We start from the raw sequence: 26,674 nt of genomic DNA, 5'->3' as shown, positions 1-26,674 counted from the left end.
GAATTCGAAACTGTGCGCCGATGCTGTCGGGATTCGGTTTGACAGTCGTGAACCCCCGGAGGCACGCTGATCTCGACATTGCGAAGGGACACATCGACATGATCGAGCTCACCGTCAATGGCACCAAGCACCGAGTTGACGTCGTTCCCGAGATGCCGCTGCTGTGGGTGTTGCGTGACGAGCTCGGCATCACCAGTCCGAAATATGGCTGCGGCGTTGCGCAATGCGGCGCCTGCACCGTGCAGATCGACGGCCTCGCCGTGCGCTCCTGCCAGTCGCATATCGGCGAAGTCGCGGGCAAGTCGGTCGTCACGCTCGAAGGGTTGGAGAAGAAGGAGCAGCATCCGGTCCTGCAGGCCTGGATCGAGCATCAGGTTCCACAATGCGGCTACTGCCAGACCGGCCAGATCATGCAGGCCATCTCGCTGCTCGACCTGATCTCCAATCCGAGCGACGAGGAGATCAATCAGGTGATGTCCGGCAATCTCTGCCGCTGCGGCACCTATCCGCGCATCCGTGCGGCGATCCACGCGGCGGCGGCGAAGAAGATGGCGGAGAAGTGAGATGGGACACATCGAGACGCTGTCGCGCCGCGCTTTCGTCTTTGGCTCCGCTGCCGTCGCCGGCGGCATTGCCTTCGGTGCCTATGGCGGCGCTGAGGCGGCAGTCCCCAGCGCCGATGGCAATCCGCTCGCGATCGGCCTTCCGCCGAATGCGGTGACCTTCAATCCCTGGGTCGAGATCAGCCCGGACAAGATCACGCTGATCGCGCAGCACGCCGACATCGGCCAGGGCGTCGGCTCGGTGCAGCCGATCATGATCGCCGAGGAGATGGATCTCGATCCGGGCCAGTTCGAGATTCGCTTCGCAGGGCCGAGCCCCGCATATTTCAACACCGGCTTCGCTGACGAGTTTGCGCCGTTCGTCGCGGCGGACCAGAGCCCGGCCGCCGAGGAAGCGCGCGCCAAGGCGCTCGAATGGCTGCGGCAGGCCGGCCTGCAGATGACCGGCGGATCGAGCACGCTGCCGGATACCTATGAGAAACTGCGCGTTGCCGGCGCGGTCGCGCGCGAAACATTGAAGGCGGCCGCCGCCAAACGCTCGGGCATCGCGGTGGCAGACCTGCGCACCCAATCCGGCCATGTCATCCTGCCCGACGGCAGCAAGATCGCTTATGTCGATCTCTCCGCGGACGCCGCGAAGATTCCGCCGGTGCTCGATGCCAAGCCGCGCGATCCCTCGAAATGGCGCATGCTGGGTAAGCCGATGACGCGGCTCGACATCCGCGCCAAGGTGATGGGCGAATTGAAGTTCGGCATCGACCTGAAAGCGGACGGCATGCTCTACGCCTCCGTCAAGCTGAACCCTGCCAAGGGGCAGCCGCTGAAATCCTACGACGCCGGCAAGGCGCGGGCGATGCCTGGGGTCAAGAAGATCCTCGAGATCAAGAACGGCGTCGCGGTGATCGCCACCAACAGCTGGTACGCGATGAAGGCGGTCGACGCCATCGTTTGCGAATGGGCGCCGTCGGCCTATCCCGCGGAGCAGGCCGACCACTGGAAGGTTCTGGAGTCCTCGTTCAAGCCCGAGTTCCTCGGCAAGGAGTGGCGGAAGACAGGCGATATCGAAGCCGGGCTGAAGACGGGCACGCGCGTCGAGGCCGAATATCGCGCGCCTTACGTGGCGCATCAGCCGCTCGAGCCCTTGAACGGCATCGGCCTCGTCACCGATCAGGGGATGGAGATCTGGGTCGGTCATCAGAGCCCCCGCTTCGTACAATGGGTCGCGGCGACGGCAATCGGCCTCAAGCCGGAACAGGTCACCTTCCACAATCAATGGAGCGGCGGAAGTTTCGGCCATCGTCTCGAATACGAGAACGTTCGCGTGCTCGCCGAGATCGCCAACCAGATGAAGGGCACGCCGATCAAGCTGGTGTTCTCGCGCGAGGAGGATTTCCTCCAGGACATTCCGCGGCAGATTGCGATCGCCCGGCATCGCGGCAGCATCGAGAAGGGAAAGATCGTCGCGGCCGATCTGCAACTGGCCTCAACGACGCCGCTCAAGGGATTGCTCGAGCGTTCGGGCACGCCCTCGAAGGATCCCGACGGGCAATTGGCCGCCGGCCTGTGGAACGTCTATTACGACATCCCCAATTTCCGGGCCACCAGCTACGAGGCGCAGGGCCTGTCGCCGAGCACCACTTGGCGCTCGGTCGGCGCCTCGACGTCGGGCTTCTTCACCGAAAGCTTCATCGACGAGCTGATCCATGCGGCCGGGCTCGATCCCATGCAGGCGCGGATCGCGATGTGCACCGTGCCGCATTATCGCAAGGTGCTGGAGACGGTCGCGCAGATGTCGGATTGGAAGGGACCGCTCGGCAACGGCCGGGGCCGGGGCGTCGCGTTCGTGGAATCGTTCGGGACGCCGGCAGCCGAAGTCGTCGAGGTGACGGCGACGCCGCAGGGCATCAGGATCGACAAGGTCTGGGTCGCGGTCGATGTCGGCAAGGTCGTCGATCCCGTCAATTTCGAGAACCAGGTGCAGGGCGGCGTCATCTGGGGCCTGGGCCACGCCATCAATTGCGAGCTCACTTACGCCAAGGGCGCGGTGCAGCAGACCAACTACAATCACCACGAAGCCATGCGGATCTACCAATGCCCTGTCATCGAGGTTCGCGGCCTCGAGAACGATCCGAAGGTGAGGGGCGTCGGCGAGCCGCCGGTGCCGCCCGCTGCGCCCGCGCTCGCCAATGCGATCTTCGCGGCGACCGGAAAGCGCATCCGTGAGATGCCGTTCAACAAGTTCATCGATTTCGTGTGAGGCGGATGATGAAGGGATTTCTGATCGCGACGGTGCTTGCCGCATCGTCAATCGCAGTCCTCACGGGGATCGTGGCGGCCAAAGACGAAACCGCCAAGGACATCCTGCCGCCGGGAAGCGTGAGCCAGGCGGAGGGTCTGGCGGCCTGGAAGCGGATCGAAGCCGTGGTGACACATCCGCGCTGCGCCAACTGCCACGTCGATGCCAAGGCGATTCCGATCTGGACGCCCGCCGGGGAGACCAAGCCGCGCGTGCACGGCATGAACATCCACGGTGGCGAGAGCCGAATCGGCGCCGAAGCGATCCCGTGCTCGACCTGTCACATGACCTCCACCCAGGCCAACGAGCCCGCACCGGCGCCGCCGCGCGCCGGCATCGACTGGCAGCTCGCCCCGGTCGAATTCATCTGGTTCGGCAAGAGCGGCGCCGAGATCTGCGCGCAGATGAAGGATCCCAAGCGCAACGGCGGTCGCAACGCCGCTGGCCTCGTTGAGCATTTGCGGCACGATGCCTCGCTGAATGGCTTCATTCCGCGCGGCTGGGCGCCCGGCGCCGGGCGTTCGACGCCGCCTGGCACCTTCGAGGATCACGTCAAGGACGTGGCGATGTGGGGCGCGGCGGGGCAGCCCTGTCCGAACTGATGCGCTACTTGCAGTTCTGGCAGATCATCAGCTTTCGCCTCAGGGCCACGTCTTCCTGATCAAGGCCATCCGCATCCGGACTGGACCTTGCGGCGCGCGACCTCACGGGCGGCGGTGCCTGGCGCAAGACATCATTGTCGTCATCATTGCCGACGCTGAAGCCGTCATAATCGGCGGCCGGATTCGGTTGGGGCATGCCGATGACGGATGGCGACGTCTCCCGTCCGGAGCCCGCCGGAGTCCTGTTGGTCGCCGCGCGTGCGGGCTTGGCGGCACCGGGACGTGCAACTGACGTATCGGCCGGCGCGAGCGAAACGGGCGGCGCAACCGAAGTCTGGGCTCTCGCGCTGTCGTGCGGCCATGTGCCTGCAAACAAGAGGCCGAGAGCCAGGAACGCCGTGCTTCTCATCCGCATCCTCTCGGCAGCATTGGTTCCACGATGGTCAGCATGGCTCGCCGGGCCACGATCCGGTGCAGCGTATCAGGACTCCCAAGCCCGTTAAAGCGTCGGGGCCCGGATGGCGTTTCGTTCCATCCAGGCCCCGAACGGTGATTGTCGCGATTGCCGGCTCAGACCAGCGTGCCCGCGTGAAGGTTCGCGTGGGCCAGCAGCGACTGGATCACGACGTTGTCGCCGGGCCCTCCGTCCAGCACGTCGAGGCCGCCGCCGCCGATCAGCACGTCGTCGCCGAGGCCGCCCAGCAGCGTGTCGTTGCCGGCGCTGCCGATGAGCACGTCGGCGCCGGCGCCGCCGTCGAAGACGAGATGCGGGCCGCCGGGACCGACGCCCGACGCCGCGATCACGTCGTCGCCGCCGAGGCCGTTGATGGTGATGGTGTCGTTGAAGTCGAAATTCTCGATCACGACCTGGCTTGCCAGGCCGTCGATCACCAGCGCGCCGTTGCTGTTGAGCGACAGCGTGATGACGTCGTCGCCGCTCGTGCCGTTGATCACGATGTTGTCGACCGCGCCGTCGCCGCCGGGAGTGCCCGGGTTGCTGCCGAGGTCGACCTTCACTTGCGTCACGTCAGTGCCGCTCATGTCGCCGATGGTGATCTTGTCCGCGCCACCGCGGGCATTGAACGCGATCGTCTCGACGCCGCCCGTGTCCATCGTGATGTTGGCGACGTCGCGCGTCAGCTCGGCGCGCGCGCCATTGGCGAAGATGTTGATGTTCTCGGCGATGTTGGCGCCGTTGAACAGCAGCGTGTCGCTGCCGGCCTGGCCCTCGACCGTGTCGTTGTCGTCGCCGGGGTTCCAGACGAAGGTGTCGTTGCCCGCGCCCATCAGCGCGACGTCGTTGCCGTCGCCGCCGTTGATGACGTCGTCGCCCTGGCTGCCGCGGATGGTGTCGTTGCCGATCCCGCCGTTGATCGTCAGCTGCAGCACGCCGGCGGCAAGGCCGCTGGCGTCGATGACGTCGTCGCCGGAAAGGCCGTTGAGCGTCAGTTGATCGGTTGCGTCCATCGACGTCAGGTGGGTCGCCGCATGCAGGCCGAACACGGTCACTCCGCCGGCATTGCCGCTGACGCCGAACGTCTCGGCGCCCTGGGTGGCATCGACCGAGACGGTGTCGACGGCGCCGTCGGGTGTTCCCGCGGACCCCGCGAGGTCGATGTTCACCCGCGTCACGTCGGTCCCGGTCAGATCCCCCACGGCGATATGGTCGCTGCCGCCGAGCGCATGGATATCGACGTGCTCGACCCCGTGCAAATCCATCGTGATGTTGGCGACGTCGCGCGTCAGCAGGGCGCGATCGCCGTTCGCCACGACGGACATGTTTTCCGCAATGTTGGCGCCGAAGAACTTGAGCGTGTCGACGCCGGTGCCTCCCTCGACGGTGTCGCTGCCGTCGCCGGGATTCCACTGGAAGACGTCCGTGCCGGCACCGAGCAGCGCGACGTCGTTGCCGCGGCCGCCGAGGACGACATCGTTGCCGTCGCCGCCGATCAGCGTGTCGTTGCCGCCGCTGCCGGTGATCGTGTCGTTGCCGGCGCCGCCATCGATGGTCAGGTGCACGATGCCTGCGGCCAGCGTGGCCGCCGAGATCGTGTCATTGCCGCCGAGGCCCTCGACGAGAAGCGCATCGTTCGCGCCTTCCGTATTGGTGATGGCCACGGCAGCCGGCAGTCCCGTGACCGCAACCGACGTGCCCGTGCCGGATATCTCGATGGCATTGCCGCCGTTCGTGCCGACCAGCGTCACGGTGTCGGCCGCGCCGTCGCCGGTGCCGTTCAACCCGAGATCGATGTTGACCTGCTTGACGTCGGTTCCGGCCAGATTGTTGACGACGATGTTGTCGCCGCCGCCGCGCGCGTTGATGGTGACGGTTTCGATGCTATCGAGGTCCATCGCGATGTTGGCGACGTCGCGGGTCAGCAGCGTATGTCCACCATTGGCCGCGGACAGCGTAATGGTCTCGGCGATGTTCGAGCCGTTGAACAGCAGGGTGTCGGTGCCGGCCTGTCCGTCAACCTTGTCGCTGCCGTCGCCGGGATCCCACTGGAAGGTGTCGTTGCCGGCGCCGAGCAGGGCGGTGTCGTTGCCCTGGTTGCCGTCGACGAAGTCGTTGCCTTCGCCGCCGAGCAGCAGGTCCGCGCCGTTGCCGCCGAGGATGGTGTCGTTGCCGGCCCCGCCGTCGAGCGTCAGCGCGATGAGCGCGGCGAGATTGCCTGTTGCGGTGATCACGTCGTCGCCGCCACCGGCGTGGACCACGAGGTTCTCGGTGGTGCCGATGTCGAGCGAGAACGGTGCGGGATCGACGCGGTCGAAGCGCACGCGGGTGCCGTTGGCGGTGATGGCGAACGTCTCGCTGCCGTTGCCGCCGTTGACCTCGGCGGTGTCGATGCCTTCGCCGCCTTCCATCAGGTCGCTGTCGTCGCCGGGGTTCCAGGTCATGCGATCGTTGCCGGCTTCACCGAACATCTGGTCGTTGCCGTCGCCGCCGACCAGCACATCATTGCCGGAGCCGCCGAACAAGAGGTCGTTGCCGCCCTTGCCGAACAGCGTGTCGTTGCCGGATTGGCCGAACAGCATGTCGGCGCCGGACCCGCCCGTCAGCGTATCGTTGCCGGCACCGCCGAACAGGTTCGCGGCGGGCATCGCGCCGTTGCTCTCGTCGATCGTGATGATGTCGTTGCCATCCTGACCGAAGGCCTGGATCAATTTGGTGTTGGCGACCGTGGCCGGGCCGCCCTTGATCGGGACCGCGCCATGGTTGACGACGATCGTCCCCGCCGCATTGCGGCCCAACACGACCGAATTGTTGTGACCGTTGCCAAGGACGGTGAGAATTCCGGTGGAAAAATTTGCTGTGACAGCCATGCTCACTTCTCGCTCTACGTGATCGAAATAGGCCGTGCGGCGGTATCGTGACGCGTTTCGCGATGCCGGGCGAACGGCAAACAGCATCGTCTGTAGGCCGGGACGTTAGTTCCGGCTTGGCTGAAGTCTTCGGATCGCCTCCTGTTTTTCTTGAGAACCGCTTGATTTTCGGGAAGGCAGGAGCAAACGATAGTTCACGCAACCGTGTTTCGCGCCGGCATTGGCGGACCCGACCTACAACCCGTTGTGTTGCCCGACGGGCAAAACACGCCAGCGCTGGGTCGATCGACCCTTGTAAAAATATTCGAATTTACAGAAGTTCGGTTTTGCCGTACAAGCTTGGACATCCCGCCCGCCACGAGGGGCGTTTCGCGATCGTCACGAGACGCGGGCCGGGATGCGGTGGCCGCGACGGCGTCGGCGCGCAATGGTGGCTGCAGGGCGGCAAAGCCGTGAGCAGCACCAGGTGCGATACGACACGGCGCTGACAGCGTCCTTCATTCGGTCCCGGCGGCGAGCGCACGCCAGTCCCGGGAATGCGGACGAGGGACGTGCGCGGACGGAGAAGTCGTGTGGTCCCGACGCCCGCGGTTCTGGCGTCAAGTCTTGGCGGAGATGTCGCGGCCAACCGGTGCGCGCATCGATCATCCTGCAAGGCGACGGGGGCAATAGTGCAACGCTCCCCGAGGAGAGCACGAAGGACACCGTGAAAACCACTGCGCAGGGAAGGCCGGGCGACCGGCATCACCTGTCGTCCACCCCGTGCGCGTTCTTTCGCACACGCGGGACTTCGGGTGCCAGCCGGCGCCCGGCCTTCCCTGCGCCCTTGCTTTCGATGAGGGCGGAAGAGAACAGCAAAGCTCGGGCGAAACACACCGCGAGGATGCGAAGGTGTGTCCGATGCCGTAGGATGGGTAGAGCGAAGCGAAACCCATCACCCTTCGCCGCGAAGATAATCGATGGGTTTCGCTGCGCTCTACCCATCCTACGAACCATCGCCGAGCAACGCCCTCGTGCCCCGGACGCGACGCAGCACGAAGTGATGCGGCGCAGAGCCGGGGCCCATGTCTCACCGCGCGCCTATCGGAAACATGGGTCCCGGCTCTGCGCAGCAGCGTAAGAACGCTGCAGCGCGTCCGGGACACGAGAGGAGCGCGCCGTGGCCACACACTCCGTCATTGCGAGCGAAGCGAAGCAATCCAGACTGCCTCAGCGGAAAGACTCTGGATTGCTTCGTCGCAAGGGCTCCTCGCAATGACGGAGTCTGCTGAGACGCCAATGCCTATACCGACCAGCCCCGCTACGCCTTCTCCTCCAGTGCCCGTCGCAGCTTGCGGACGATGACGCCGCGGGCGCGGTCGTCGGCGGCGGCGCCGATCCTGTCGTTGATGTCGAGCATGAGCTCGGACATCTCGTTGTGCCAGTCGAGACGGGTCACCGCCTCCGGCGCGAGGCGGCGGCGATGATCGACGTCGAGTACACGCGGTTCGGGCGCGGCGAGCTCGTAGATGTCGTCCAGTGTCGGCTGATAGACCTTCGCCGCCGGAATGATGCGCTCGGCGACGCGCCCGGCGAGGCCTGCGATCGCGCCTTCCTCGCCATGGACCAGGAACAACCCGCGCGAGATCGGCCGGCGCGCCGCGATCCAGCCGGCCATGCCGGCGCCGTCGGCATGACCCGAATATTCGTCGATCATGCGGATGCGGGCCGCGACCTTGATCTCCTCGCCCTGGATCCGCACGGCCCTGGCGCCGTTCTGCAGGAAGCGGCCGAGCGTGCCGTTGGCCTGGAAGCCGGCGAGCAGCACGGTCGCGCGCTCGTTCCACAGCCAGCGCTTCAGATGATGACGGATGCGGCCGGCATCGCACATGCCGCTCGCTGCGATGATGATATGGAAGCCGGACAGGCGCATGATCGCCTTGCTCTCGTCCGCGGTCTCGGTGAACTTGAGATGCGGCGAGTTGAGCAGGCGCGCGGCGTCGACCGACGGGTCGAGGCTTTCGGCATGGCGGCGAAACACTTCGGTGGCGCGGATCGCGAGCGGGGAATCCAGGAAGATCGGCGCGATGGGAATCTCGCCGTGCTCCATGAGGTCGACGAGGTCGACGATCAGCTCCTGGGTGCGCTCGACCGCGAAGGCGGGCAACAGCAGCGCGCCGCCGGCGCTTGCTGCCTCGCGCACCTCGGCCGCGAGATGCTTGCGGCGGAGCGCGGGTGTCGTGGCCTCGCGCAACCGGTCGCCATAGGTCGATTCCGAGATGACGTAGTCGAAATCGGTTGGCGCCTCGGGATCGGGCTGCAGCAGCTTGGCTTCCGGGCCCACATCGCCGGAGAGCAGCACGCGCATCGGACGTGGCGCGCCCGGTTCGGCGATCTCGAGCTCGATCGAGGCGGAGCCGAGCAGATGGCCGGCGTTCCAATAGCGGGCGCGGACGCCTGTTATCACGTCGGTCCAGTGTTCATAGTCGACGGCGCGGAACGATTGCAGCGATGCGATCGCATCCGACTGCGTGTAGATCGGGTACACCTCCTTGCGCCCGCGCGAGGCGTTGCGCCTGTTGAGCTGGGTGACCTCCGATTCCTGGATGCTGCCGGCGTCGGGCAGCATGTAGGAGCAGAGGTCGATGGTGCCGCGCGTCGCCAGGATCGGTCCCTCGAATCCCCCTCGCACCAGTTTCGGCAACAGGCCGCTGTGGTCGATATGGGCGTGCGTGAGGAGCACGGCGTCGATATCGGCCGGGCGAAACGGAAAGGCACCGTAGTTGAGCTCCTTCAGCGTCTTCTGGCCCTGGAACAGGCCGCAATCGACCAGGAAGCGGCCGCCTGCGGTCTGAAACAGATAGCTCGACCCGGTCACGGTGCGGGCGGCACCGCAAAATCGGACGGTGATGCTCATGGCGTCGTCTCCGGAGGAAGTGTGGTGGTCAGTTCGGACCGTAGGGCGGCCGCCAGACTCTCGTCGAGGGGGATCGCATTGGTCGGATGCGGCACGCTGTCGGTCGAGCGGATCGACCGGATACCGGCGCCGGCGAATGCGACGGTCATCGCAGGTGGAAACAGCGCATGCGTCACGACCGCGTCGATCGCAGTCGTCCCCATCGCCGTCAGGGCCTTCGCCGCTTCCATCATCGTGGTCCCCGAGGAAACGATGTCATCCACCAGCAGCGCCGGGCGTCCCGTCAGCAGGGCGGGATCGGCAAAGCTGACGGCAACCGAACGATCGCCGTGCCGCGTCTTTCGCGCCACCGTATGCTGCAGCCGCAGCCGGCGCGCGATGTCGCTCACCCAGGGCTCGGACTCCATGTCGGGTCCGATCACGATTGTTGCGGGATCGATGCCGTCCGTCGCCAGGGCTTTCGCGATGGCCGGCATCGCGGACAGGTTCTCAGCTTCGATGCCTGGAAAGACCGATCTGATGTCGGCGGTGCGGTGCAGATGCGCATCCACGGTGACGACGCGGTCTACGGTCCTTGCGAGCAGATCGCCCATGGCGCGCTGGCTGATGGCCTCGCCCGCATGAAACGCAGCATCCTGCCGCATGTAGCAGAGATAGGGTGCGACCAGCACCAGCCGCTTGGTGCCGCCACGCCGCAGCGCCTCCGCCGCGAACAGCAGGGTGATCAGCTTGTCATTGGGCTGATCGAGCGGGGCGTAGAGGATCGCTGTGTCGGCTGCCGGTGCAACGGCGACGCGCAGCTCGCCGTCGGGAAAGCGATGCACGGCGATCTCGGCGCAGGACATCCCGAGCCGCGCCGCAAGGCGCTTGGCCGCATCGCTGCCGCCGGACAATGTCTGGAGCGCGATCGTGCTCACGACGCCGACTTGCCTTGCGGGGCGCCATGACCGTTGATGACGTAGCCGGTCTCCTCGGTGGCGGCATCGGCCGCCAGGTCATGCTCGGGACGGTCGAACGTGTAGACGCGATAGAGCGGCTCACCCTGCTCGACGCGGTCGCCGATCTTCTTGAACAGGCGGATGCCGGCGCCCTTGTCGAGCGGCGCCCCGGCGGTGCGGGCGAGGCGGTTCATGCGCAGGCAGTCGATCGCGGACACGGTGCCGTCATGCGAGGCCTTGACGTCGAAGCTGAGCGAGCCGAGCTCGCTGCTGCAGGTCGACGGGCCCTGGGCGTCGATGATCTTCTGCATCTGCTTGAGCGCCGCGCCGCTGTCGAGCAATTCGCGCGCCCTGGCATAACCGGCGCCGCCGCGCAGCTTCGGATCGTATTCCAGCAGATGGGCGGCGAGCCGCAGCGATTTCTCGCGCAAATCGCGCGGCGCGTCCTTGTCGTTGCCGAGCACGGCCATCACGTCATTGGCTTCGAGCACCGGCCCGATGCCGTTGCCGATCGGCTGGCTGCCGTCGGTCATGATCACCTCGACGGTGCGGCCGAAGCGGTCACCGACGAATTCGAACAGTTTTCGCAGCCGCATCGCCTCGACGCCGCTGCTGACCTTCGCGGTCGGCCCGACCGGAATGTCGATCAGAAGATGCGTCGAGCCCGCCGCGATCTTCTTGGACATGATGGAGGCGACCATCTGCTCACGGGTGTCGAGGCTCAAGGGGCGCTCGACCGAGATCAGCACGTCGTCGGCCGGCGACAGGTTGACGTGGCCGCCCCAGATCAGGCAGCCGTTGCAAGCCGAGACGATCGCCTTCATCTCCTCGACGCCGACATTCACCCGTGCCAGCACTTCCATCGTGTCGGCGGTGCCCGCAGGCGAGGTGATGGCGCGCGAGGAGGTCTTGGGGATCGGCAGGCCGTGCGCGGCGACGATCGGCACCACCACCATCGAGGTGCGATTGCCGGGAATGCCGCCGATGCAATGCTTGTCGACGACGACGGGCGTCGGCCACACCAATTGGGTGCCGGCCTGGGCCATCGCGCCGGTGAGGGCGAGCAGCTCGTCGCTGGTGATGAAGCTTGCGGAGCCGATCAGGAAGGCGGCGATTTCCATGTCGGAGTAGCGATAATGCGCGAGGTCGTCGATGATCGCGCTAATCTCGGCCTGACTCAGCGTTCGGCCGCGGATCTTCGCGCGCACCGCCTCGAGGCTCTCGGGGGACGAGGCGGGCCTGACCGTCACCGACGTGCCGACGCCTTGGGCGAAGCGGTGGAATGCGGGTTCGGAGAGGCCGATCTCGTCCGGGGTGACCAGCGTGTCGTCGTCCGTGATCAGCAGCGTCGCCAGCAGCACCTTGTCGCCCTGGCGAAGCTCGACGCGGCTGAAGCCGCGGAAGATCTCGGCGCGCAGCGCTTTCGATTGCCGGGAGAGGACGACGACGTTCTCGCGTCCGGTATCGAGCCGGACGCGGCGGATCTTCAGTTGGGAGTGGGGAAGGTCTGGATGCATGGACGCGCCGGCAGGGAGGAAACTCGGCCTCCATGCTTAGACCTCGCGGTCCCCGTCCTGTTGACCCAGATCATGGACGGCGCGACCGGCTTGCCGGTGCGCGCCTTGAAGGTGCGCCTTGAAGGTGCCCCTTGGCGATGTCGCCGATACCGGATGGCCGCATGCGGCCGGGCCGGGCGGTTACTTCGTGGCGGCGTCGATCGAGTTGAACTTGTTGTTGAGCAGGGCACCGCCCGTGCTGTTCACGACGGTGACGATCGCGAGCGCGATGCCGGCGGCGATCAGGCAATATTCGATAGCGGTGGCGGCTCGTTCGTCGGCAAGAAAGGACCTGAGCAATGCCATCGTCAACTCCCGTTCGTCCGTCCAATGTATACGGCGCCGTTTGCGAAATGCAAAAATCGATTCACGAAGTCTTCGCCGGGGCGCGTCAATGCACTGGCGCGCTAACCCCGACCTCTGGCGTTATATGCTGCCATTCGTTGACTTAAGGTTTCGTCACTCAATTTGGCCGGATTTGACGGGGTCTTTTTCAGGACCCAACCGGGCCGTCGGGCGCAGTCCTGTCGGGGCGCCTCAGCACGGCGGCGAGGCGGCCGGCCAGATAGCTCATCACGCGCGGCTGCGACCGCGCTGCGCCATCGGCGAGGCGTTCGTCCTCGGTCGTGTCGCTGATGAGGCCGATATAGTTCTTCCTGGCGTCCTGCTTCTGCATGGCGTGCCAACCCTGGTCCAATCGAGGGCGGGACCTTGGTCGGCGCAATGGCAATCGACAGTTAATTTTGTCTTCCGTAGGACTACGCGGCGCCTCGCCGATGGCGGACCGCTGCGGAAAACGATGCCGCGCTTTAACGGATTGTTGAGGCTAAGGAGCCGCAACGCGGGCTCACTTGCGGTCCGCGTCGGCGTTCAGCGCCCGCAGCATCGCGATGCGGGCAAACAGCATCCAGCCGCCGCCTTGCTCCGCCGCGTTGATCAGCGTTTCGATCGCGGTCTGCCAGTGGCGCGCATGCTGCACGTCCTCGGGCAGGTGCATGATGTGGTCGGCTGCCTGCTGCAGCGTCTGCAGCCGGCGTCCGCCGCGAACGGAGATGGGATCGTCGAATGCCGCCGACCAGGGCATGTCAGGCCGGCCGGCGGGCGCGGGGAGGCGTCACGGTGCGATCGCCGATCTGCGCTGCTAGCCCGCCTTCTTCGCCCGCGCCGGCGCACGCACCGGCTTGTCGGCGGCCTTCTTGGGCGCGGTCGCAGCCTTCGCCGCCGCCTCCTTGCCGCCCTTGCCGGCGATCGGCAGCAGCATCTCGCGCTGGCCCTCGACGCGCTTCTTCGGCTTCTTGGCCTTGGCCTGATTGGCGACCTTCGCCGCGGGCGCGGTGTCCTTCTCGTTCGCGATGCTCTTCTTCAGCGCGTCCATCAGGTTGATGACGTTGCCGCCGCTCTTCGGCGTCGACTTGGCCGCGATCGGCGTCCCGGCGCGCTTCTTGTTGATGAGATCGATCAGCGCGGTCTCGTAATGATCCTCGAACAGCTCGGGCTCGAACGCGCCGGACTTCTTCTCGACGATGTGCTTGGCGAGGTCGAGCATGTCCCTCGTCAGCTTCACGTCCTGGATGTCGTCGAAATATTCGCTCTCGCTGCGGACCTCGTAGGGGTAGCGCAGCAGCGTGCCCATCAGGCCGGTCTCGAGCGGCTCCAGCGCGATGATGTGCTCGCGGTTGGTCAGCACCACGCGGCCGATCGCGACCTTGTCCATGCTGCGGATGGTCTCGCGGATCACCGCATAGGCGTCGTGTCCGACCTTGCCGTCAGGCACGAGATAATAGGGGCGGATCAGATAGCGGTTGTCGATGTCGGCCTTCGGCACGAACTCGTCGATCTCGATCGTGTGCGTGGAGTCGAGCGCGATGTCGTCGAGCTCGTCCTTGGTGACCTCGATATAGGTGTCGGTGTCGACCTTGTAGCCCTTGACGATGTCCTCGGAGGTGACCTCGTCGCCGGTCTCGGCGTCGACCTTGAGGTACTTGATCCGGTGGCCGGTCTTGCGGTTGATCTGGTTGAAGGAGACTTTCTCGGTATCCGAAGTGGCCGGATAGAGCGCGACCGGACAGGTCACGAGCGACAAACGCAGAAAACCCTTCCAATTGGCGCGGGGGGCCATGGGCTACTCCAAACGCAACAAGGACAGACTTATGAGGATACCATCAGGGAACAGCGAATCATAGCAAGGCCGGTCGTCGATCCTGCAACTGCGTTAACCGGTCGCGAGGCCCATGGTTGCGGCCCGATCGGGTCGTAAATGCCGGAACATCAACTCGGATCGGGCGTTGGCTCGACATGCACGGCTGCGAGAAAGTCGCGGTCACCGGAGGCGACACGCAGAGATTGAGGGCATCATGGCAACCACGCGAGAGCAGCATCAGATCGTCGAAACGGCAACCGAGGCGCGTGCGGGTGAACCCGGGCCGTCCGTTGCCGCACTGCTCGCCATCTCGACCGGGCTTGCGATCCTGATCCTCGCCGTGATCTGGTTCGTGTTCTTCCGGACCTGACGGCTGAACTCACGGGAAGGGCGGACCTTCCGAGCCGCCGCTTCACGCGGCACATTGCGCCCGTCCTGCTGCCGGCTCGTCCGGCCGCAGGGCGGGCGCAGTCGCGTTGGCTGCGAACACGTCGTATATGACCAAAAAGTAACGCAGCCGGTTCCCGGCGTTCATATTCAGTTCACGCCGGAATTGCTCATCTGGCGCGGTGTTGATGCGGCCAATTTCTGGAGAGAAGCGTGCGCTTGCTCGTTGTTGAGGACGACCCCGATCTCAATCGCCAGCTCACCAAGGCGCTGACCGACGCCGGTTACGTCGTCGATCGCGCCTTCGACGGAGAGGAAGGGCATTATCTCGGCGACAACGAGCCGTATGATGCCGTCGTGCTCGACATCGGCCTACCCAAGAAGGACGGCATCTCGGTGCTGGAGGCCTGGCGCCGCAACGGCCGCACCATGCCGGTCCTTATCCTCACCGCGCGCGACCGCTGGAGCGACAAGGTGCAGGGCTTCGACGCCGGCGCCGATGACTATGTCGCAAAGCCGTTCCATCTGGAGGAAGTGCTGGCGCGCATCCGGGCGCTGCTGCGCCGCTCGACCGGCCATGCCCAGAGCGAACTCTCCTGCGGCCCGGTCACGCTCGATACCAGGACCGGCCGGGTCAGCGTGTCGGGCAATCCGGTCAAGATGACCTCGCACGAATATCGGCTTCTGGCCTACCTCATGCACCATTCCGGACGCGTGGTGTCGCGCACCGAACTGGTCGAGCACCTCTACGACCAGGACTTCGATCGCGACTCCAACACGATCGAAGTGTTCGTCGGCCGCATCCGCAAGAAGCTCGACGTCGACATCATCCAGACCGTCCGTGGCCTCGGCTATCTCCTGACACCGCCGGCCGCTTGAGGCGTTCCGGGGCTTGACGGGCAGCCCGGCAGGGGCCTTGGTCCGGTCATGACCTCCGACGACTTGCCATCCTGCGCCTCCCGGGACCGTTCCGATGGCCGCTAGCTCACTTGCCAACCGACTGTTCCTGTCGGCGACCGCCTGGCTCGTGGTGATCCTGGCCATCACCGGCGTGGTGCTGTCGTCGGTCTACAAGAACGCCACCGAGCGCGCCTTCGATCGCCGGCTCAACCTCTATCTGCGCACCCTGATCGCCGAAGTCGCCACCCCCGACGAGCCGCCGGACCGCCAGTTCCAGTCGCTGGGCGAGCCGCTGTTCGATCTGCCGCTGTCGGGCTGGTACTGGCAGATCACCCGCACCGACACCGAGAAGCCGGAAGTGCGCTCCTCGCGCTCGCTCTGGGACAAGAAGCTGCCGAAGCTGGAGGAGCAGGGCACCGAGCTCACCGCCGCCGGCATCCGGCTCGCTTATGTCGACGGGCCCGAGGGACAGAATTTGCGCATGGTCGAGCGTCCGGTCGATCTCGGCGCCGACGGCAAATTCCTGGTCAGCGTCGCCGGCGACGACACCGAGATTTTCGACGAGACGCGCAGCTTCGACTATTACCTCGGCGGCACCTTCACCGCGCTCGGCATCGTCCTGCTGCTGACGACCGTGTTCCAGGTCCGCTTCGGCCTTGCGCCGCTCAAGCGCATCTCGGAATCGATTGCCGACATCCGCTCCGGGCGGGCGGAGCGGCTGGAGGGCGAATTCCCGGTCGAGATCGCGCCGCTGGCGCGCGAGACCAATGCGCTGATCGACGCCAATCGCGAGATCGTCGAGCGTGCGCGCACCCATGTCGGCAATCTCGCCCACGCGATCAAGACGCCGCTCTCGGTCATCGTCAACGAGGCAGGCAGCCACGCCGCCGAGCCGTTCGCGGCCAAGGTGATGGAGCAGGCGGACGTGATGCGCGACCAGCTCGCCCATCACCTGGAGCGCGCCCGCATCGCGGCGCGCGTCTCGATCGTCGCGACCGTGACGGACGTGGCGCCCGCCATCGAGGCGCTGCGGCGGACCATGGAGAAGATCCATCGCGATCGTGGCATCGCGGTCGAAGCCAAGGCCGATCCGTCGGCCAAATTCCGCGGCGAGCGGCAGGACCTGGAGGAGATGGTCGGCAATCTCGTCGACAATGCCTGCAAATGGGCGGCCTCGCGCGTCTTCATCGAGGTCCTGGTCGAGACGCCGCAGCAGGCCGGTGCCGGCCCCCGGCTGCGGATCATCGTGGACGACGATGGAAGCGGCCTGTCGGAAGCCGAGCGCGCCCAGGTCGCCCGGCGCGGCCAGCGTCTCGACGAGTCCAAGCCCGGCTCGGGGCTCGGCCTGTCCATCGTCACCGACCTCGCCGCGCTCTATGGCGGCAGCCTGTCGCTTGGCGGTGCGCCGACCGGCGGCCTGCGCGCCGAACTCGTCCTTCCGGGGGTGTAATGCGTTGAGGGAGCTAGGCTTTTCGCCCCTGCCGCGGCCCGGCCAAAACCCGGAGGAGGGCATTTGGTGCCACTTGCTAAACGGCTTCTTAAGTGGGCCCCACCTATGATCGCGCCGGACACATCCCATGTCCGCCATTTTACCGTGCATTACCCGGGCGCATGAGCCAGACATCGATCGAGCGGCTGAGGGAATATCTCGCGCAGCTCCCGCCGCAGGCGCAGGCGCTGCTGATGCGGGAGTTCGAGCGCGCGCTCGAACGCGGCCAGGACACGGCCGTGGCGACCCTCGTGCTCGAGCAATTGCGCAAGATCGTCCGCAAGACCGAAGCCGACGAAGCCCCGCCGCCGCGCACGGACGATCTGTCCCGGCTGCTGTTCCAGGCGCTGGAACCGTTCCTGGTCGAAGCGGGTGCCCCGATTCGGGTCGGCCAGATCCGCCGCGCCTCGCTACAGCCGGTCTGGCAATGGCTCGGCCGCGACGGTGCGCCGGACAAGCTCAGGGAATTCGAGGCCGCGCTGGCCCGCATGCCGGCCGACAGCGCCGGACAGGTCGAGGCCCTGGCGCAGAAACTCCAGGCGGTCGCCGCCGATGCCATTTTCGAGCTGACCGGCCCCGGCGGCGGCGACAAGTCGCGTGCGCTCGCCCGGGTCGGCCCGCCCAACGTGATCGAGGACCTCTACTCGATCGGAGCGGTGCTGCAAGTCCGCGAAGCCATCGCCGCGCTGAACGAGAAGCTGCCGCGCACCTTGCGCGCCTTCGGCGATTCCCAGATCGCGTCGGTGACGCAGGCGCTCAACATTCCGGTGCTGCAGACGCCGCAGATGCTGCCCTTTGCGCTTTCGATCGTCGTGCAGCGGATGACGGCGCCGTGGCAGATCATTCGTCTCGCCATCAAGATCGCCGCCTCCGACGACGAGATCCGCGTCGCGGCGACGCCCTATGGCGTCGCGGTCACGATGGCGCTGCACGATCTGTCCTGCGTGGCCGCCACCTTGCGCATGGACATCAAGTGCGGGCATTTCGACAACGTGGCCGGCAACCTCAAGACGTTGCACGACGGCGTGCGCGGACTTCGCACCGAGCTCGACCTGCGCAACGATTCCGCCTGGGGCAAGCAGCTCACATCGATCCGGGCCGACATCTCCAATGCGCTGCAATCCGAGATCGACAGCGTGCCGGGGCGCGTCCGCCGCATCCTGCGCCAGCGCCCCGAGAAGGACATCCCGCCGGGTGCGCGGATCGACAGCACCGAGGTGGAAGAGACGGTGTCGCTGATCGATTTCGTCGCGACCTGCCGCAACTATGCGAGCGAGCTTGCGATCAACGAGGTGACGCTGCGCACCTATTCCGACCTACAGCAATATGTCGAACGCTCGACCGAGCAGCTGGTTCAGTCGCTGCGCGCTGCCGATCACAAGGTGCGCACCTATCGCCAGCAGCAAGTGCAGGCAGCAATCCGATTCTGCCAGGTGCTGTTCGGCGATGACTACGCGTCGCTGATGAGCCGCGCGGCACAGAATGCCGAAACGGGCGAGCGCAAATCGTCGCGCGCGAGCTGATTCAAGCGCATATTTTTGTGATCACAATTTGTGGTTGACGGTGCCCATGCCGCACCGTAGGTTCCCGGTGCAAGTTTGGGGACCTTCCACCTGTGGGCGCATGAAACCCGTTATCAGCTCCATCGAAATTGAGAACCGCGTCATCGTTGCCAAATATCAAAGGCTGATGGTCGGCGCCAAGGTGGTGCTGGTCGAGAAGGCAAGCGGTCGCCAATTGTCCGAGACGATCACGAGGGTTGCCTCGCCGGTTCCGGTCGGTGCGTTGCGCATCCGATTGCCGGAGGCCGTCAAATCGGGGACATATTTCCTGAAGGCCTTCAACGGCCACGGCGAGGATGCCGCACAAAGCGCGGATTTCGAGATCGGCTAAGCCGTTGGATTTTCATCGTTTCGAGACTGCGCGCAGTCGCGCCAAATTGACAATTGTCAATTGCCGCATCGTCCGGCCGTGGTGTAAAGCCACCTATGGGCGCGGATCGCGCGCTGCCGGAAGCTTGCCAGATGACGCTATGGTTCGTGTTCGCGCTGATGACGGTCGCGGCGATTTTCGCCGTGCTCTGGCCGCTTGGCCGTAAGGAGCGTGCGCCGGAGCAGGGCAGCGAGGTCGTGGTCTACAAGGACCAGCTGGCCGAGGTCGAGCGTGATCTCGCCGCGGGCCTGATTCCCGCGCCGGACGCCGAGGCCGCGCGGGTCGAGATCAGCCGCCGGCTGCTCGCCGCGGCCGCCAGCGAGCCCGCACTAGCGCCGCAGTCGAATCTCAAATGGCGCCGCGCGGCGGCCGTGCTCGCGCTCGCGGGTCTGCCGCTCGTTGCGATCGCCGTCTACATGCCGCTCGGCTCGCCCCGGCTTCAGGACGCTCCGCTGGCGCAGCGGGAGCGCGCATCCAACACCAATATGGCGCAGTCGCTCGAGAACATGGTCGAGCAGGTCCAGCAGCATCTGGAAAAGAATCCGACCGACGGTCGCGGCTGGAACGTGCTCGCGCCTGTGCTGCAGCGGCTCGGCCGCTTCGACGACGCGGTACGCGCCTATCGCAATTCGCTCACCTACAATGGCGAGAGCGCCGAGCGCCGGGCCGACCTCGGCGAAGCGATATCGGCCGCAGCCGGCGGTGTCGTGACCGCCGAGGCCAAGTCTGAATTCGAGCGCGCGTACGCCCTCGACGCCGACGATCCCAAGGCCAACTACTTCCTCGGCCTTGCCGCCGAGCAGGACGGCCGCAATGACGATGCAGCCAAGATCTGGCGCACGCTGCTTGGCAAAGCACCCGCGGATGCGCCGTGGCGTTCGCTGGTGCAGACCTCGCTGGCGCGGGTCGGTGGCGGCGGAACGATGCCGGCGCTGTCCGATGAGACGGTTGCGGCTTCCAAGGACATGGCCGAGGGCGATCGCAACGCGATGGTGCGCGGCATGGTCGATCGTCTGGCCACGCGGTTGAAGCAGAACGGCGAAGACGTCGACGGATGGCTGCGCCTGGTGCGTGCCTATCTCGTGATGGGCGAGCGGGACAAGGCGATGGGCGCATCGGTCGATGCCCGGCAGGCCGTTGCCAGCGATGCCGAGCGGCTTCGCCAGCTCAATGACGGCCTTAAGACTCTGGGACTCGGCGGATGACGATGTCGGGACGAGAGCAGCGGAGAACGGATACGCCATGACGCGCAAGCAGCGACGTATGACCATCATCGGCGGCTCGCTCGCCGTGCTCGCGCTCGCGGCCGCGCTGGTGCTCAACGCACTTCGCGACTCCATCGTGTTCTTCTCGACCCCGTCCATGGTCGCCGAGAAGCATGTCGAGCCCGGCAAGCGGTTTCGCCTCGGCGGGCTGGTGCAGCCCGGCTCGCTGCAGCGTGGCGACAATCTCGCGGTGACCTTCGAGGTCGCCGACGGCAACGCCAAGCTGCCGGTGGCTTACAAGGGCATCCTGCCGGACCTGTTCCGCGAAGGGCAGGGCGTCGTCGCCGAAGGCGCGCTCGATGCCCACGGTGTCTTCAAGGCCGATACCGTGCTTGCCAAGCATGACGAGACCTATATGCCAAAGGACGTCGCCGATGCCCTGAAGAAGCAGGGCCATTGGAAGGACGATTACGGCGGCAAGCCCGCCGACGGCGGCAAGACGTCCGATGCAGGCAAGCCCGCGGCGACGACCGCGCAGGGCAATCCGGTGGGAGCAGTGCGGTGATCGCAGAATCCGGACATTACGCGCTGGTGCTGGCGCTGGGGCTCGCACTGATCCAGTCCATCGTGCCCCTGATCGGCGCGCGCCTGCGCGACGCCGCGCTGATGAACGTGGCGCGCTCCGCGGCACTGGCCCAGCTTCTGTTCGTCGGCGCCTCGTTCACGGCCCTCGTGATGCTGCACGTGAACTCGGACTTCTCGGTCGCCAACGTCTACGAGAACTCCCACTCGATGAAGCCGCTGCTCTACAAGATCACGGGCGTGTGGGGAAACCATGAAGGCTCGATGCTGCTCTGGGTGTCGATCCTCGCTTTGTTCGGCGGGCTGGTCGCGGCGTTCGGCAACAATCTGCCGCTCTCCCTGCGCGCGCATGTGCTGGCCGTGCAGGCCTGGGTCGCCAGCGCCTTCTATCTCTTCATCCTCGTGACCTCGAATCCGTTCCTGCGCATCGCATCCCCGCCGATCGAGGGACGCGATCTCAATCCGGTGCTGCAGGACATCGGGCTCGCCGTGCATCCGCCGATGCTCTATCTCGGCTATGTCGGCTTCTCGATCTCGTTCTCCTTCGCGATCGCCGCGCTGATGGAGGGCCGCATCGACGCGGCCTGGGCGCGCTGGGTGCGGCCGTGGACGCTGGTCGCCTGGATCTTCCTGACGCTCGGCATCGCCATGGGCTCCTACTGGGCCTATTACGAGCTCGGCTGGGGCGGCTGGTGGTTCTGGGATCCGGTCGAGAACGCTTCGCTGATGCCGTGGCTCTCCGGCACCGCGCTGCTGCATTCGGCTCTCGTGATGGAGAAGCGCAACGCGCTGAAGGTCTGGACCATCCTGCTCTCGATCCTGACCTTCTCGCTGTCGCTGCTCGGCACGTTCCTGGTGCGCTCGGGTGTCATCACCTCCGTGCACGCCTTCGCAACCGATCCCACCCGCGGCGTGTTCATTCTGATGATCCTCTGCCTGTTCATCGGCGGCAGCCTGTCGCTGTTCGCAGGGAGAGCCACGTCGTTGAAGCAGGGCGGCCTGTTTGCGCCGATCTCGCGAGAGGGGGCGCTGGTCCTGAACAATCTGCTGCTCACCGTCGCCTGCGCGGTCGTGCTGTTCGGCACGCTCTATCCGCTGGCGATGGAGATGCTCGCCGACTTCAAGATGTCGGTCGGCGCGCCCTTCTACAATCTGACCTTTGCGCCGCTGTTCACGCTGCTGCTGCTCGCGGTGCCGTTCGGCCCGATGCTGGCGTGGAAGCGCGGCGATCTGCTCGGCGTGACGCAGCGTCTGCTCGCGGCGGGCGTTGCCGGGCTCGTCGCCGTCGCCATCGTCTGGGGCTGGGCCACGGGCGGCAGCACACTGGCGCCGCTCGCGATCGGGCTTGGCGTCTTCGTCATCGCCGGCGCCGTCACCGACATCGTCGAGCGCACCGGCCTCGTGCGGCTGCCGTTCGCCACAGTGCTGCACCGGGCACGCGGCCTGCCGCGCTCGGCCTGGGGCACCGCGTTCGCGCATGCCGGCCTCGGCGTGGCGCTGATCGGGATCGTCTGCGAGACCACCTGGAACAGCGAACATATCGCAACGATGAAGCAGAATGACGTCGCGCAGATCGCCGGCTTCGACGTCAAGCTCGACGGACTGCTGCAGCGTCAGGGCCCGAACTTTCGCGAGATGATCGCCCAGTTCAACGTCAGCCGCGACGGCCAGCCCGTCAGCGTCATGACGCCCTCCAAGCGCAGCTTCACCACCCGCGGCTCGTCGACCACCGAAGCGGCGCTGCTGACGCGCGGCGCCAGCCAGCTCTACATTTCGCTCGGCGACGCCAATGCCGAGGGCGCCATCGCCGTGCGCATCTATTACAAGCCGATGGTGCTCATGATCTGGTGGGGACCGGTGCTGATGGCGTTCGGCGGCATGCTGTCGCTGTCCGACCGGCGCCTGCGGGTCGGCGCGCCGAAGCCGGCGCGGGCCAAGCAGCGCCTCCAGCCGGCGGAGTGATCCGATGCGCCGGATGATGGTTGCGCTCATCGCGCTGGTGCTGCTGGCCTTGCCTGCGGCGCACGCGGTGCAGCCCGACGAGATCATGGCGGATCCCGCCAAGGAAGCCCGTGCGCGCGAGCTGTCGCGCGAGCTGCGCTGCATGGTCTGCCAAAACCAGTCGATCGACGATTCCGATGCGCCGCTGGCGCGCGACCTGCGCCTTCTGGTGCGCGAGCGCATCGGCGCCGGCGACAGCAACTCGCAGGTGCTCGACTTCCTCGTCGCGCGCTATGGCGAGTTCGTGCTGCTGAAGCCTCGCTTCGAGCTGCAGACGCTGGTGTTGTGGCTGCTCGGGCCGCTGCTGCTGATCGGCGGCGGCGTGGCGTTGTGGCTGCAGATCCGGCGTCGTGCGAAGAATGGTGTCGATGTACCATTGTCGCCGCTGACGCCCGATGAGCAGGCGAAGCTCCGCGCCCTGATGTCGGACGAGGCCAAATCGTCCTAGCGAGGCGACGTCGTCCGGCTACGTAATCATACGTAGCCTGCCGCGCCGGCCCGCGCGGTTCATGGTATTTTGACCTTTGTCTGGAAGCTTGTCGCGAGCTTTGATTCCAGACTCCGAGTCCTCCTGATGTTCGCGAACAGCAATCTGACGATCCGCTTCCTGGTTGGCGCCGTCGTCGCTGCTTTATTGTTTCTACTGGGCATCGGCGGCGGCACCGGCTTCGTTGCGGTGCTGTATCTCAACAACGAGATCACGAGCCTGTCCTCGGACTTCGCCGCGCTGAGCGGTCCTGCGCGCGATCATGCCATGCAGACCTATCGGGAGGCGCAGGCCGCGTTCTCCTACTTCCTGGCTGCCTGCGGTGTGATCGCAATCGTCGCCGTCGCAATCTGCGTCACCACCTGGTTCGCCGTGCGCAACGGCATCCTCAGCCCGCTGGCGGCGATCGTGCATGCCATGCGCGAGGTCGCGAACCAGAAGTTCGAGACGCAGGTGCCGGGACTCGGCCGCACCAACGAGATCGGCCTGCTCGCCGGCGCGCTGGAGGTCTTCAAGACCAACGGCCTCGAGCGGCGACGCCTCACCGACGAGCAACTGCACGAAGCGCAGCACCAGGCCGAGCGATCGAAATTCCTGGACGACCGGATCAAGCGCTTCAACGACCTCGTCGCCAGCGTCGTCGACAGCGTGGCCTCGTCGGCGGTGCATCTGAAGAGCAACGCCGAGACGCTGTCGCGGACCGCCAATGACACCAGCAGCAAGGCCAACGCCGTGGCGAGCGCCGCGAACCAGGCCAGCGCCAGCGTGCAGACGGTGGCGGGATCGGCCGAGGAGATGACGAATTCGATCGGCACGATCAGCCGCCGCGTCACGGACGCGACCCAGCGCGCCGAGGGTGCGGCGTCGCAAGCCGAGAAGAGCCGCGACACCATCCACACGCTGTCCGATGCCGCCGACAAGATCGGGGAGGTCGTCCAGCTCGTGCAGGCGATCGCATCGCAGACCAATCTCCTGGCGCTGAACGCCACCATCGAGGCGGCGCGGGCCGGCGAAGCCGGCAAGGGTTTTGCGGTGGTCGCCTCTGAGGTGAAGAATCTGGCGCATCAGACCAGCAAGGCGACGGAGGAGATCACCTCCCATGTCGCCAGCATCCAGGGCATCACCGCGGAGACGCGCGGCGCGATCGACGCCATTTCGAGGACGCTGTCCGAGATCTCGTCGATCATGTCCGGCATCGAGGTCGACACCGCCCAGCAGCGCACCGCGACGCAGGAGATCACGCGGAGCGCCCAGGACGCCGCGCACGGCACCCTCGATGTCTCCAACCATATCGTGCAGATCACCTCGACCTCCGCCGAGACCGGCCGCATGGCGGCAGAAGCGCGGGATTCCGCGGTCGACCTGTCGCAACAGGCGGAAACCCTGAAGCGCGAAGTCGACGAATTCATCGTCAGCGTCAGGGCCAGCTGAGCGCGTCAAAACCCACCTGCCGCGCCGTCACGGAACTCGCTTTAAGTTCCTGTGAAAACAGAATTTTCGGCCTGCGCTAAACGGCCGCATCGGCTCCATCCCTTCATTACAAAAGTTTAACCCCGCCGCCAGCGCGCGGTAAGGCGGGAGTCCCCATCTTCAGGTCCGTAAGGTGCCGTCCCCTTAGGGCACCACAAGGATTTCAAGGCCCTGGAGATCTCTGCATGAGCGACCGTATCGACCTGTCGAACCTTCCGTCCTACCGGCAGCCCCGCCGGTCGGTGTTCTCCGCGCGCAAGTTCGCGTTGATGGCCTCAGTCGTCGCCGGTCTCGGCGCGGCCCTCTATGGCTTCAGCCCCTCGACCTCGCCGGCCGATTTGTTCTCGACCCCGGCGCATGCGCAGGTCAACAACGAGGTCCGCAAGGTCGAGCGCCCCGTCGGCTTCGCCGACATCGTCGAGCGCGTGAAGCCGTCGGTGATCTCGGTGAAGGTCAACATCAAGGAGAAGACCTCGAGCAACGACGACGGCGATGATTCGTCCTCGCCGTTCCAGCCGGGCTCGCCGATGGAGCGCTTCTTCCGCCGCTTCGGCGGTCCGGATGGAATGCCGGGCATGAAGGGCGGCCGCGGCCGCGTTGTGCAGGGCCAGGGCTCCGGCTTCTTCATCTCGGCCGACGGCTTTGCCGTGACCAACAACCACGTGGTCGACGGCGCCGACAAGGTCGAGGTCACCACCGACGACGGCAAGACCTATACCGCCAAGGTGATCGGCACCGACCAGCGCACCGACCTCGCCTTGATCAAGGTCGAGGGCAGCTCGAATTTCCCGTTCGCCAAGCTCGCTGACGCCAAGCCGCGGATCGGCGACTGGGTGCTCGCGGTCGGCAATCCCTTCGGTCTCGGCGGCACCGTGACCGCGGGCATCGTTTCGGCGAGCGGCCGCGACATCGGCAATGGTCCGTATGACGACTTCATCCAGATCGACGCGCCCGTGAACAAGGGCAATTCCGGCGGTCCGGCCTTCGACACCAATGGCGAGGTGATGGGCGTCAACACCGCGATCTACTCGCCCTCCGGCGGCAGCGTCGGCATCGCGTTCTCGATTCCCGCGAGCACGGTGAAGAGCGTGGTCGCCCAGCTCAAGGACAAGGGCTCGGTCAGCCGCGGCTGGATCGGCGTGCAGATCCAACCCGTCACCTCTGACATCGCCGACAGCCTCGGCATGAAGAAGGCCGAGGGCGCGCTGGTCGCGGAGCCGCAGGCGAACGGTCCGGCCGCCAAGGCCGGCATCGAATCCGGCGACGTGATCACCGCGGTCAACGGAGAGACCGTCAAGGACGCCCGTGAGCTGGCCCGCACTATCGGCGGCATGGCTCCCGGCGCGACCGTGAAGCTCAACGTGCTGCACAAGGGCCAGGACAAGGTCGTGAACATGACGCTCGGCCAGTTGCCGAACACGGTCGAGGCCAAGGCCGACAACGACAATGACAGCGGCAAGGGTGCCAGCAAGGGCACCGATGTGCCCAAGCTCGGCATGACCGTCGCGCCCGCCAATTCGGTGGCCGGCGCCGGCAAGGAAGGCGTCGTGGTCACCGAAGTCGATCCGAAGAGCGCCGCGGCCGAACGCGGCTTCAAGGAAGGCGACGTGATTCTCGAGGTCGGCGGCAAGAGCGTGGCCACCGCCGGCGAGGTTCGCGATGCCATCAACGCGGCGCGGACCGACAACAAGAACAGCGTCCTGATGCGCGTGAAGAGCGGCGGCCAGTCGCGCTTCGTCGCGGTGCCCCTCGCCAAGGGGTAAGCCTCGGGAGGCCTCAAGAGATGAGGGGTGTCGTCGGCATCAGTCGCCCCCGCCGCCGGCGCCCCTCGGGGAAGCAGCGTAACGTCGCTTCCCCTTGCTACCTTCCGGTGGAATTACGCCCCCCTCCGTCGGAAGGCCTAGGG

23 protein-coding genes are annotated in these 26,674 nt (G+C 66.1%); 14 read left to right on the top strand and 9 right to left on the bottom strand.

Annotated elements, in window-relative coordinates; translation table 11 throughout:
- Positions 1-98 precede the first annotated feature (98 nt).
- From QRQ56_RS32910 to QRQ56_RS32900, 3 genes are read left to right on the top strand one after another with little or no spacing between them, the layout of a single operon-like run.
- Positions 99-563, top strand: a complete 465-nt coding sequence (locus tag QRQ56_RS32910; RefSeq protein ID WP_438745572.1) for a (2Fe-2S)-binding protein — start codon at positions 99-101, stop codon at positions 561-563.
- A 1-nt stretch (position 564) separates the two neighbouring features.
- On the top strand, positions 565-2,820 hold the full coding sequence (locus QRQ56_RS32905) for a xanthine dehydrogenase family protein molybdopterin-binding subunit (RefSeq protein WP_438745571.1): 2,256 nt from the start codon (positions 565-567) through the stop codon (positions 2,818-2,820).
- Positions 2,821-2,825: 5 nt separating this feature from the next.
- Complete coding sequence (locus tag QRQ56_RS32900; RefSeq protein WP_438745570.1) at positions 2,826-3,461, top strand: hypothetical protein; 636 nt, start codon at positions 2,826-2,828, stop codon at positions 3,459-3,461.
- Between the two features lie 4 nt (positions 3,462-3,465).
- Here the strand turns inward: QRQ56_RS32900 and QRQ56_RS32895 are convergent, their stop codons facing one another.
- The 9 genes from QRQ56_RS32895 to QRQ56_RS32855 all read right to left on the bottom strand — a co-directional run bounded on the left by QRQ56_RS32895 (position 3,466) and on the right by QRQ56_RS32855 (position 14,294).
- Complete coding sequence (locus tag QRQ56_RS32895) at positions 3,466-3,870, bottom strand: hypothetical protein (protein WP_438745569.1); 405 nt, start codon at positions 3,868-3,870, stop codon at positions 3,466-3,468.
- Positions 3,871-4,031: 161 nt separating this feature from the next.
- Positions 4,032-6,785 carry a beta strand repeat-containing protein gene (locus QRQ56_RS32890; RefSeq protein ID WP_438745568.1) on the bottom strand — a complete coding sequence of 918 codons (2,754 nt, stop codon included), beginning with the start codon at positions 6,783-6,785 and terminating at the stop codon, positions 4,032-4,034.
- 1,300 nt (positions 6,786-8,085) lie between these two features.
- Entirely contained in the window at positions 8,086-9,681 is a 1,596-nt protein-coding gene (locus QRQ56_RS32885; RefSeq protein WP_438745567.1) for an MBL fold metallo-hydrolase, read from the bottom strand.
- Positions 9,678-10,598: a ribose-phosphate pyrophosphokinase gene (locus QRQ56_RS32880; protein WP_438745566.1), complete on the bottom strand. Its 921-nt coding sequence runs from the start codon at positions 10,596-10,598 to the stop codon at positions 9,678-9,680. The genes QRQ56_RS32885 and QRQ56_RS32880 overlap by 4 nt, the downstream gene beginning before the upstream one ends.
- Positions 10,595-12,136 carry a thymidine phosphorylase family protein gene (locus tag QRQ56_RS32875; RefSeq protein ID WP_438745565.1) on the bottom strand — a complete coding sequence of 514 codons (1,542 nt, stop codon included), beginning with the start codon at positions 12,134-12,136 and terminating at the stop codon, positions 10,595-10,597. The genes QRQ56_RS32880 and QRQ56_RS32875 overlap by 4 nt, the downstream gene beginning before the upstream one ends.
- Before the next feature lie 180 nt (positions 12,137-12,316).
- The gene (locus QRQ56_RS32870; protein ID WP_438745564.1) at positions 12,317-12,481 is read right to left on the bottom strand and encodes a Flp family type IVb pilin; all 165 of its coding nucleotides are present in this window, start codon (positions 12,479-12,481) and stop codon (positions 12,317-12,319) included.
- A 187-nt stretch (positions 12,482-12,668) separates the two neighbouring features.
- Complete coding sequence (locus QRQ56_RS32865) at positions 12,669-12,851, bottom strand: hypothetical protein (protein WP_438745563.1); 183 nt, start codon at positions 12,849-12,851, stop codon at positions 12,669-12,671.
- A 171-nt stretch (positions 12,852-13,022) separates the two neighbouring features.
- On the bottom strand, positions 13,023-13,259 hold the full coding sequence (locus QRQ56_RS32860; protein ID WP_438745562.1) for a hypothetical protein: 237 nt from the start codon (positions 13,257-13,259) through the stop codon (positions 13,023-13,025).
- Positions 13,260-13,316: 57 nt separating this feature from the next.
- Entirely contained in the window at positions 13,317-14,294 is a 978-nt protein-coding gene (locus QRQ56_RS32855) for a Ku protein (RefSeq protein ID WP_438745561.1), read from the bottom strand.
- Between the two features lie 235 nt (positions 14,295-14,529).
- On the opposite strand from QRQ56_RS32855, the gene QRQ56_RS32850 reads away from it, so the two are divergent.
- The 11 genes from QRQ56_RS32850 (at position 14,530) to QRQ56_RS32800 (ending at position 26,531) form a co-directional block, all read left to right on the top strand.
- The gene (locus QRQ56_RS32850) at positions 14,530-14,685 is read left to right on the top strand and encodes a hypothetical protein (protein ID WP_438745560.1); all 156 of its coding nucleotides are present in this window, start codon (positions 14,530-14,532) and stop codon (positions 14,683-14,685) included.
- 230 nt (positions 14,686-14,915) lie between these two features.
- The gene (locus QRQ56_RS32845; protein ID WP_018315821.1) at positions 14,916-15,581 is read left to right on the top strand and encodes a response regulator transcription factor; all 666 of its coding nucleotides are present in this window, start codon (positions 14,916-14,918) and stop codon (positions 15,579-15,581) included.
- Between the two features lie 94 nt (positions 15,582-15,675).
- Positions 15,676-17,052 carry an ATP-binding protein gene (locus tag QRQ56_RS32840; RefSeq protein ID WP_438745559.1) on the top strand — a complete coding sequence of 459 codons (1,377 nt, stop codon included), beginning with the start codon at positions 15,676-15,678 and terminating at the stop codon, positions 17,050-17,052.
- A 161-nt stretch (positions 17,053-17,213) separates the two neighbouring features.
- Positions 17,214-18,614 carry a hypothetical protein gene (locus QRQ56_RS32835; RefSeq protein ID WP_438745558.1) on the top strand — a complete coding sequence of 467 codons (1,401 nt, stop codon included), beginning with the start codon at positions 17,214-17,216 and terminating at the stop codon, positions 18,612-18,614.
- Positions 18,615-18,714: 100 nt separating this feature from the next.
- Positions 18,715-18,984: a hypothetical protein gene (locus QRQ56_RS32830; RefSeq protein WP_438745557.1), complete on the top strand. Its 270-nt coding sequence runs from the start codon at positions 18,715-18,717 to the stop codon at positions 18,982-18,984.
- Positions 18,985-19,115: 131 nt separating this feature from the next.
- Positions 19,116-20,228: a c-type cytochrome biogenesis protein CcmI gene (gene ccmI / locus QRQ56_RS32825; protein ID WP_438745556.1), complete on the top strand. Its 1,113-nt coding sequence runs from the start codon at positions 19,116-19,118 to the stop codon at positions 20,226-20,228.
- Positions 20,229-20,265: 37 nt separating this feature from the next.
- Positions 20,266-20,793 carry a cytochrome c maturation protein CcmE gene (gene ccmE / locus QRQ56_RS32820; RefSeq protein WP_438745555.1) on the top strand — a complete coding sequence of 176 codons (528 nt, stop codon included), beginning with the start codon at positions 20,266-20,268 and terminating at the stop codon, positions 20,791-20,793.
- A complete protein-coding gene (locus QRQ56_RS32815; RefSeq protein WP_438745554.1) occupies positions 20,790-22,772 on the top strand; it encodes a heme lyase CcmF/NrfE family subunit in 1,983 nt (660 codons plus the stop codon). Before ccmE ends, QRQ56_RS32815 begins: the two co-directional genes overlap by 4 nt.
- Positions 22,773-22,776: 4 nt before the next feature.
- Positions 22,777-23,259 (top strand): cytochrome c-type biogenesis protein, encoded by a 483-nt coding sequence (locus QRQ56_RS32810; RefSeq protein ID WP_438745553.1) that lies wholly within the window; start codon positions 22,777-22,779, stop codon positions 23,257-23,259.
- Between the two features lie 126 nt (positions 23,260-23,385).
- Positions 23,386-24,729, top strand: a complete 1,344-nt coding sequence (locus QRQ56_RS32805; protein ID WP_438745552.1) for a methyl-accepting chemotaxis protein — start codon at positions 23,386-23,388, stop codon at positions 24,727-24,729.
- 224 nt (positions 24,730-24,953) lie between these two features.
- The gene (locus tag QRQ56_RS32800) at positions 24,954-26,531 is read left to right on the top strand and encodes a Do family serine endopeptidase (RefSeq protein ID WP_438745551.1); all 1,578 of its coding nucleotides are present in this window, start codon (positions 24,954-24,956) and stop codon (positions 26,529-26,531) included.
- Positions 26,532-26,674 lie beyond the last annotated feature (143 nt).

Origin of the sequence: Bradyrhizobium sp. U531, from assembly GCF_051710265.1 — a bacterium.
Classification (GTDB): domain Bacteria; phylum Pseudomonadota; class Alphaproteobacteria; order Rhizobiales; family Xanthobacteraceae; genus Bradyrhizobium.
Note: the sequence above shows the minus strand (reverse complement) of the source record. Positions and strands in the feature narration are given on the sequence as shown.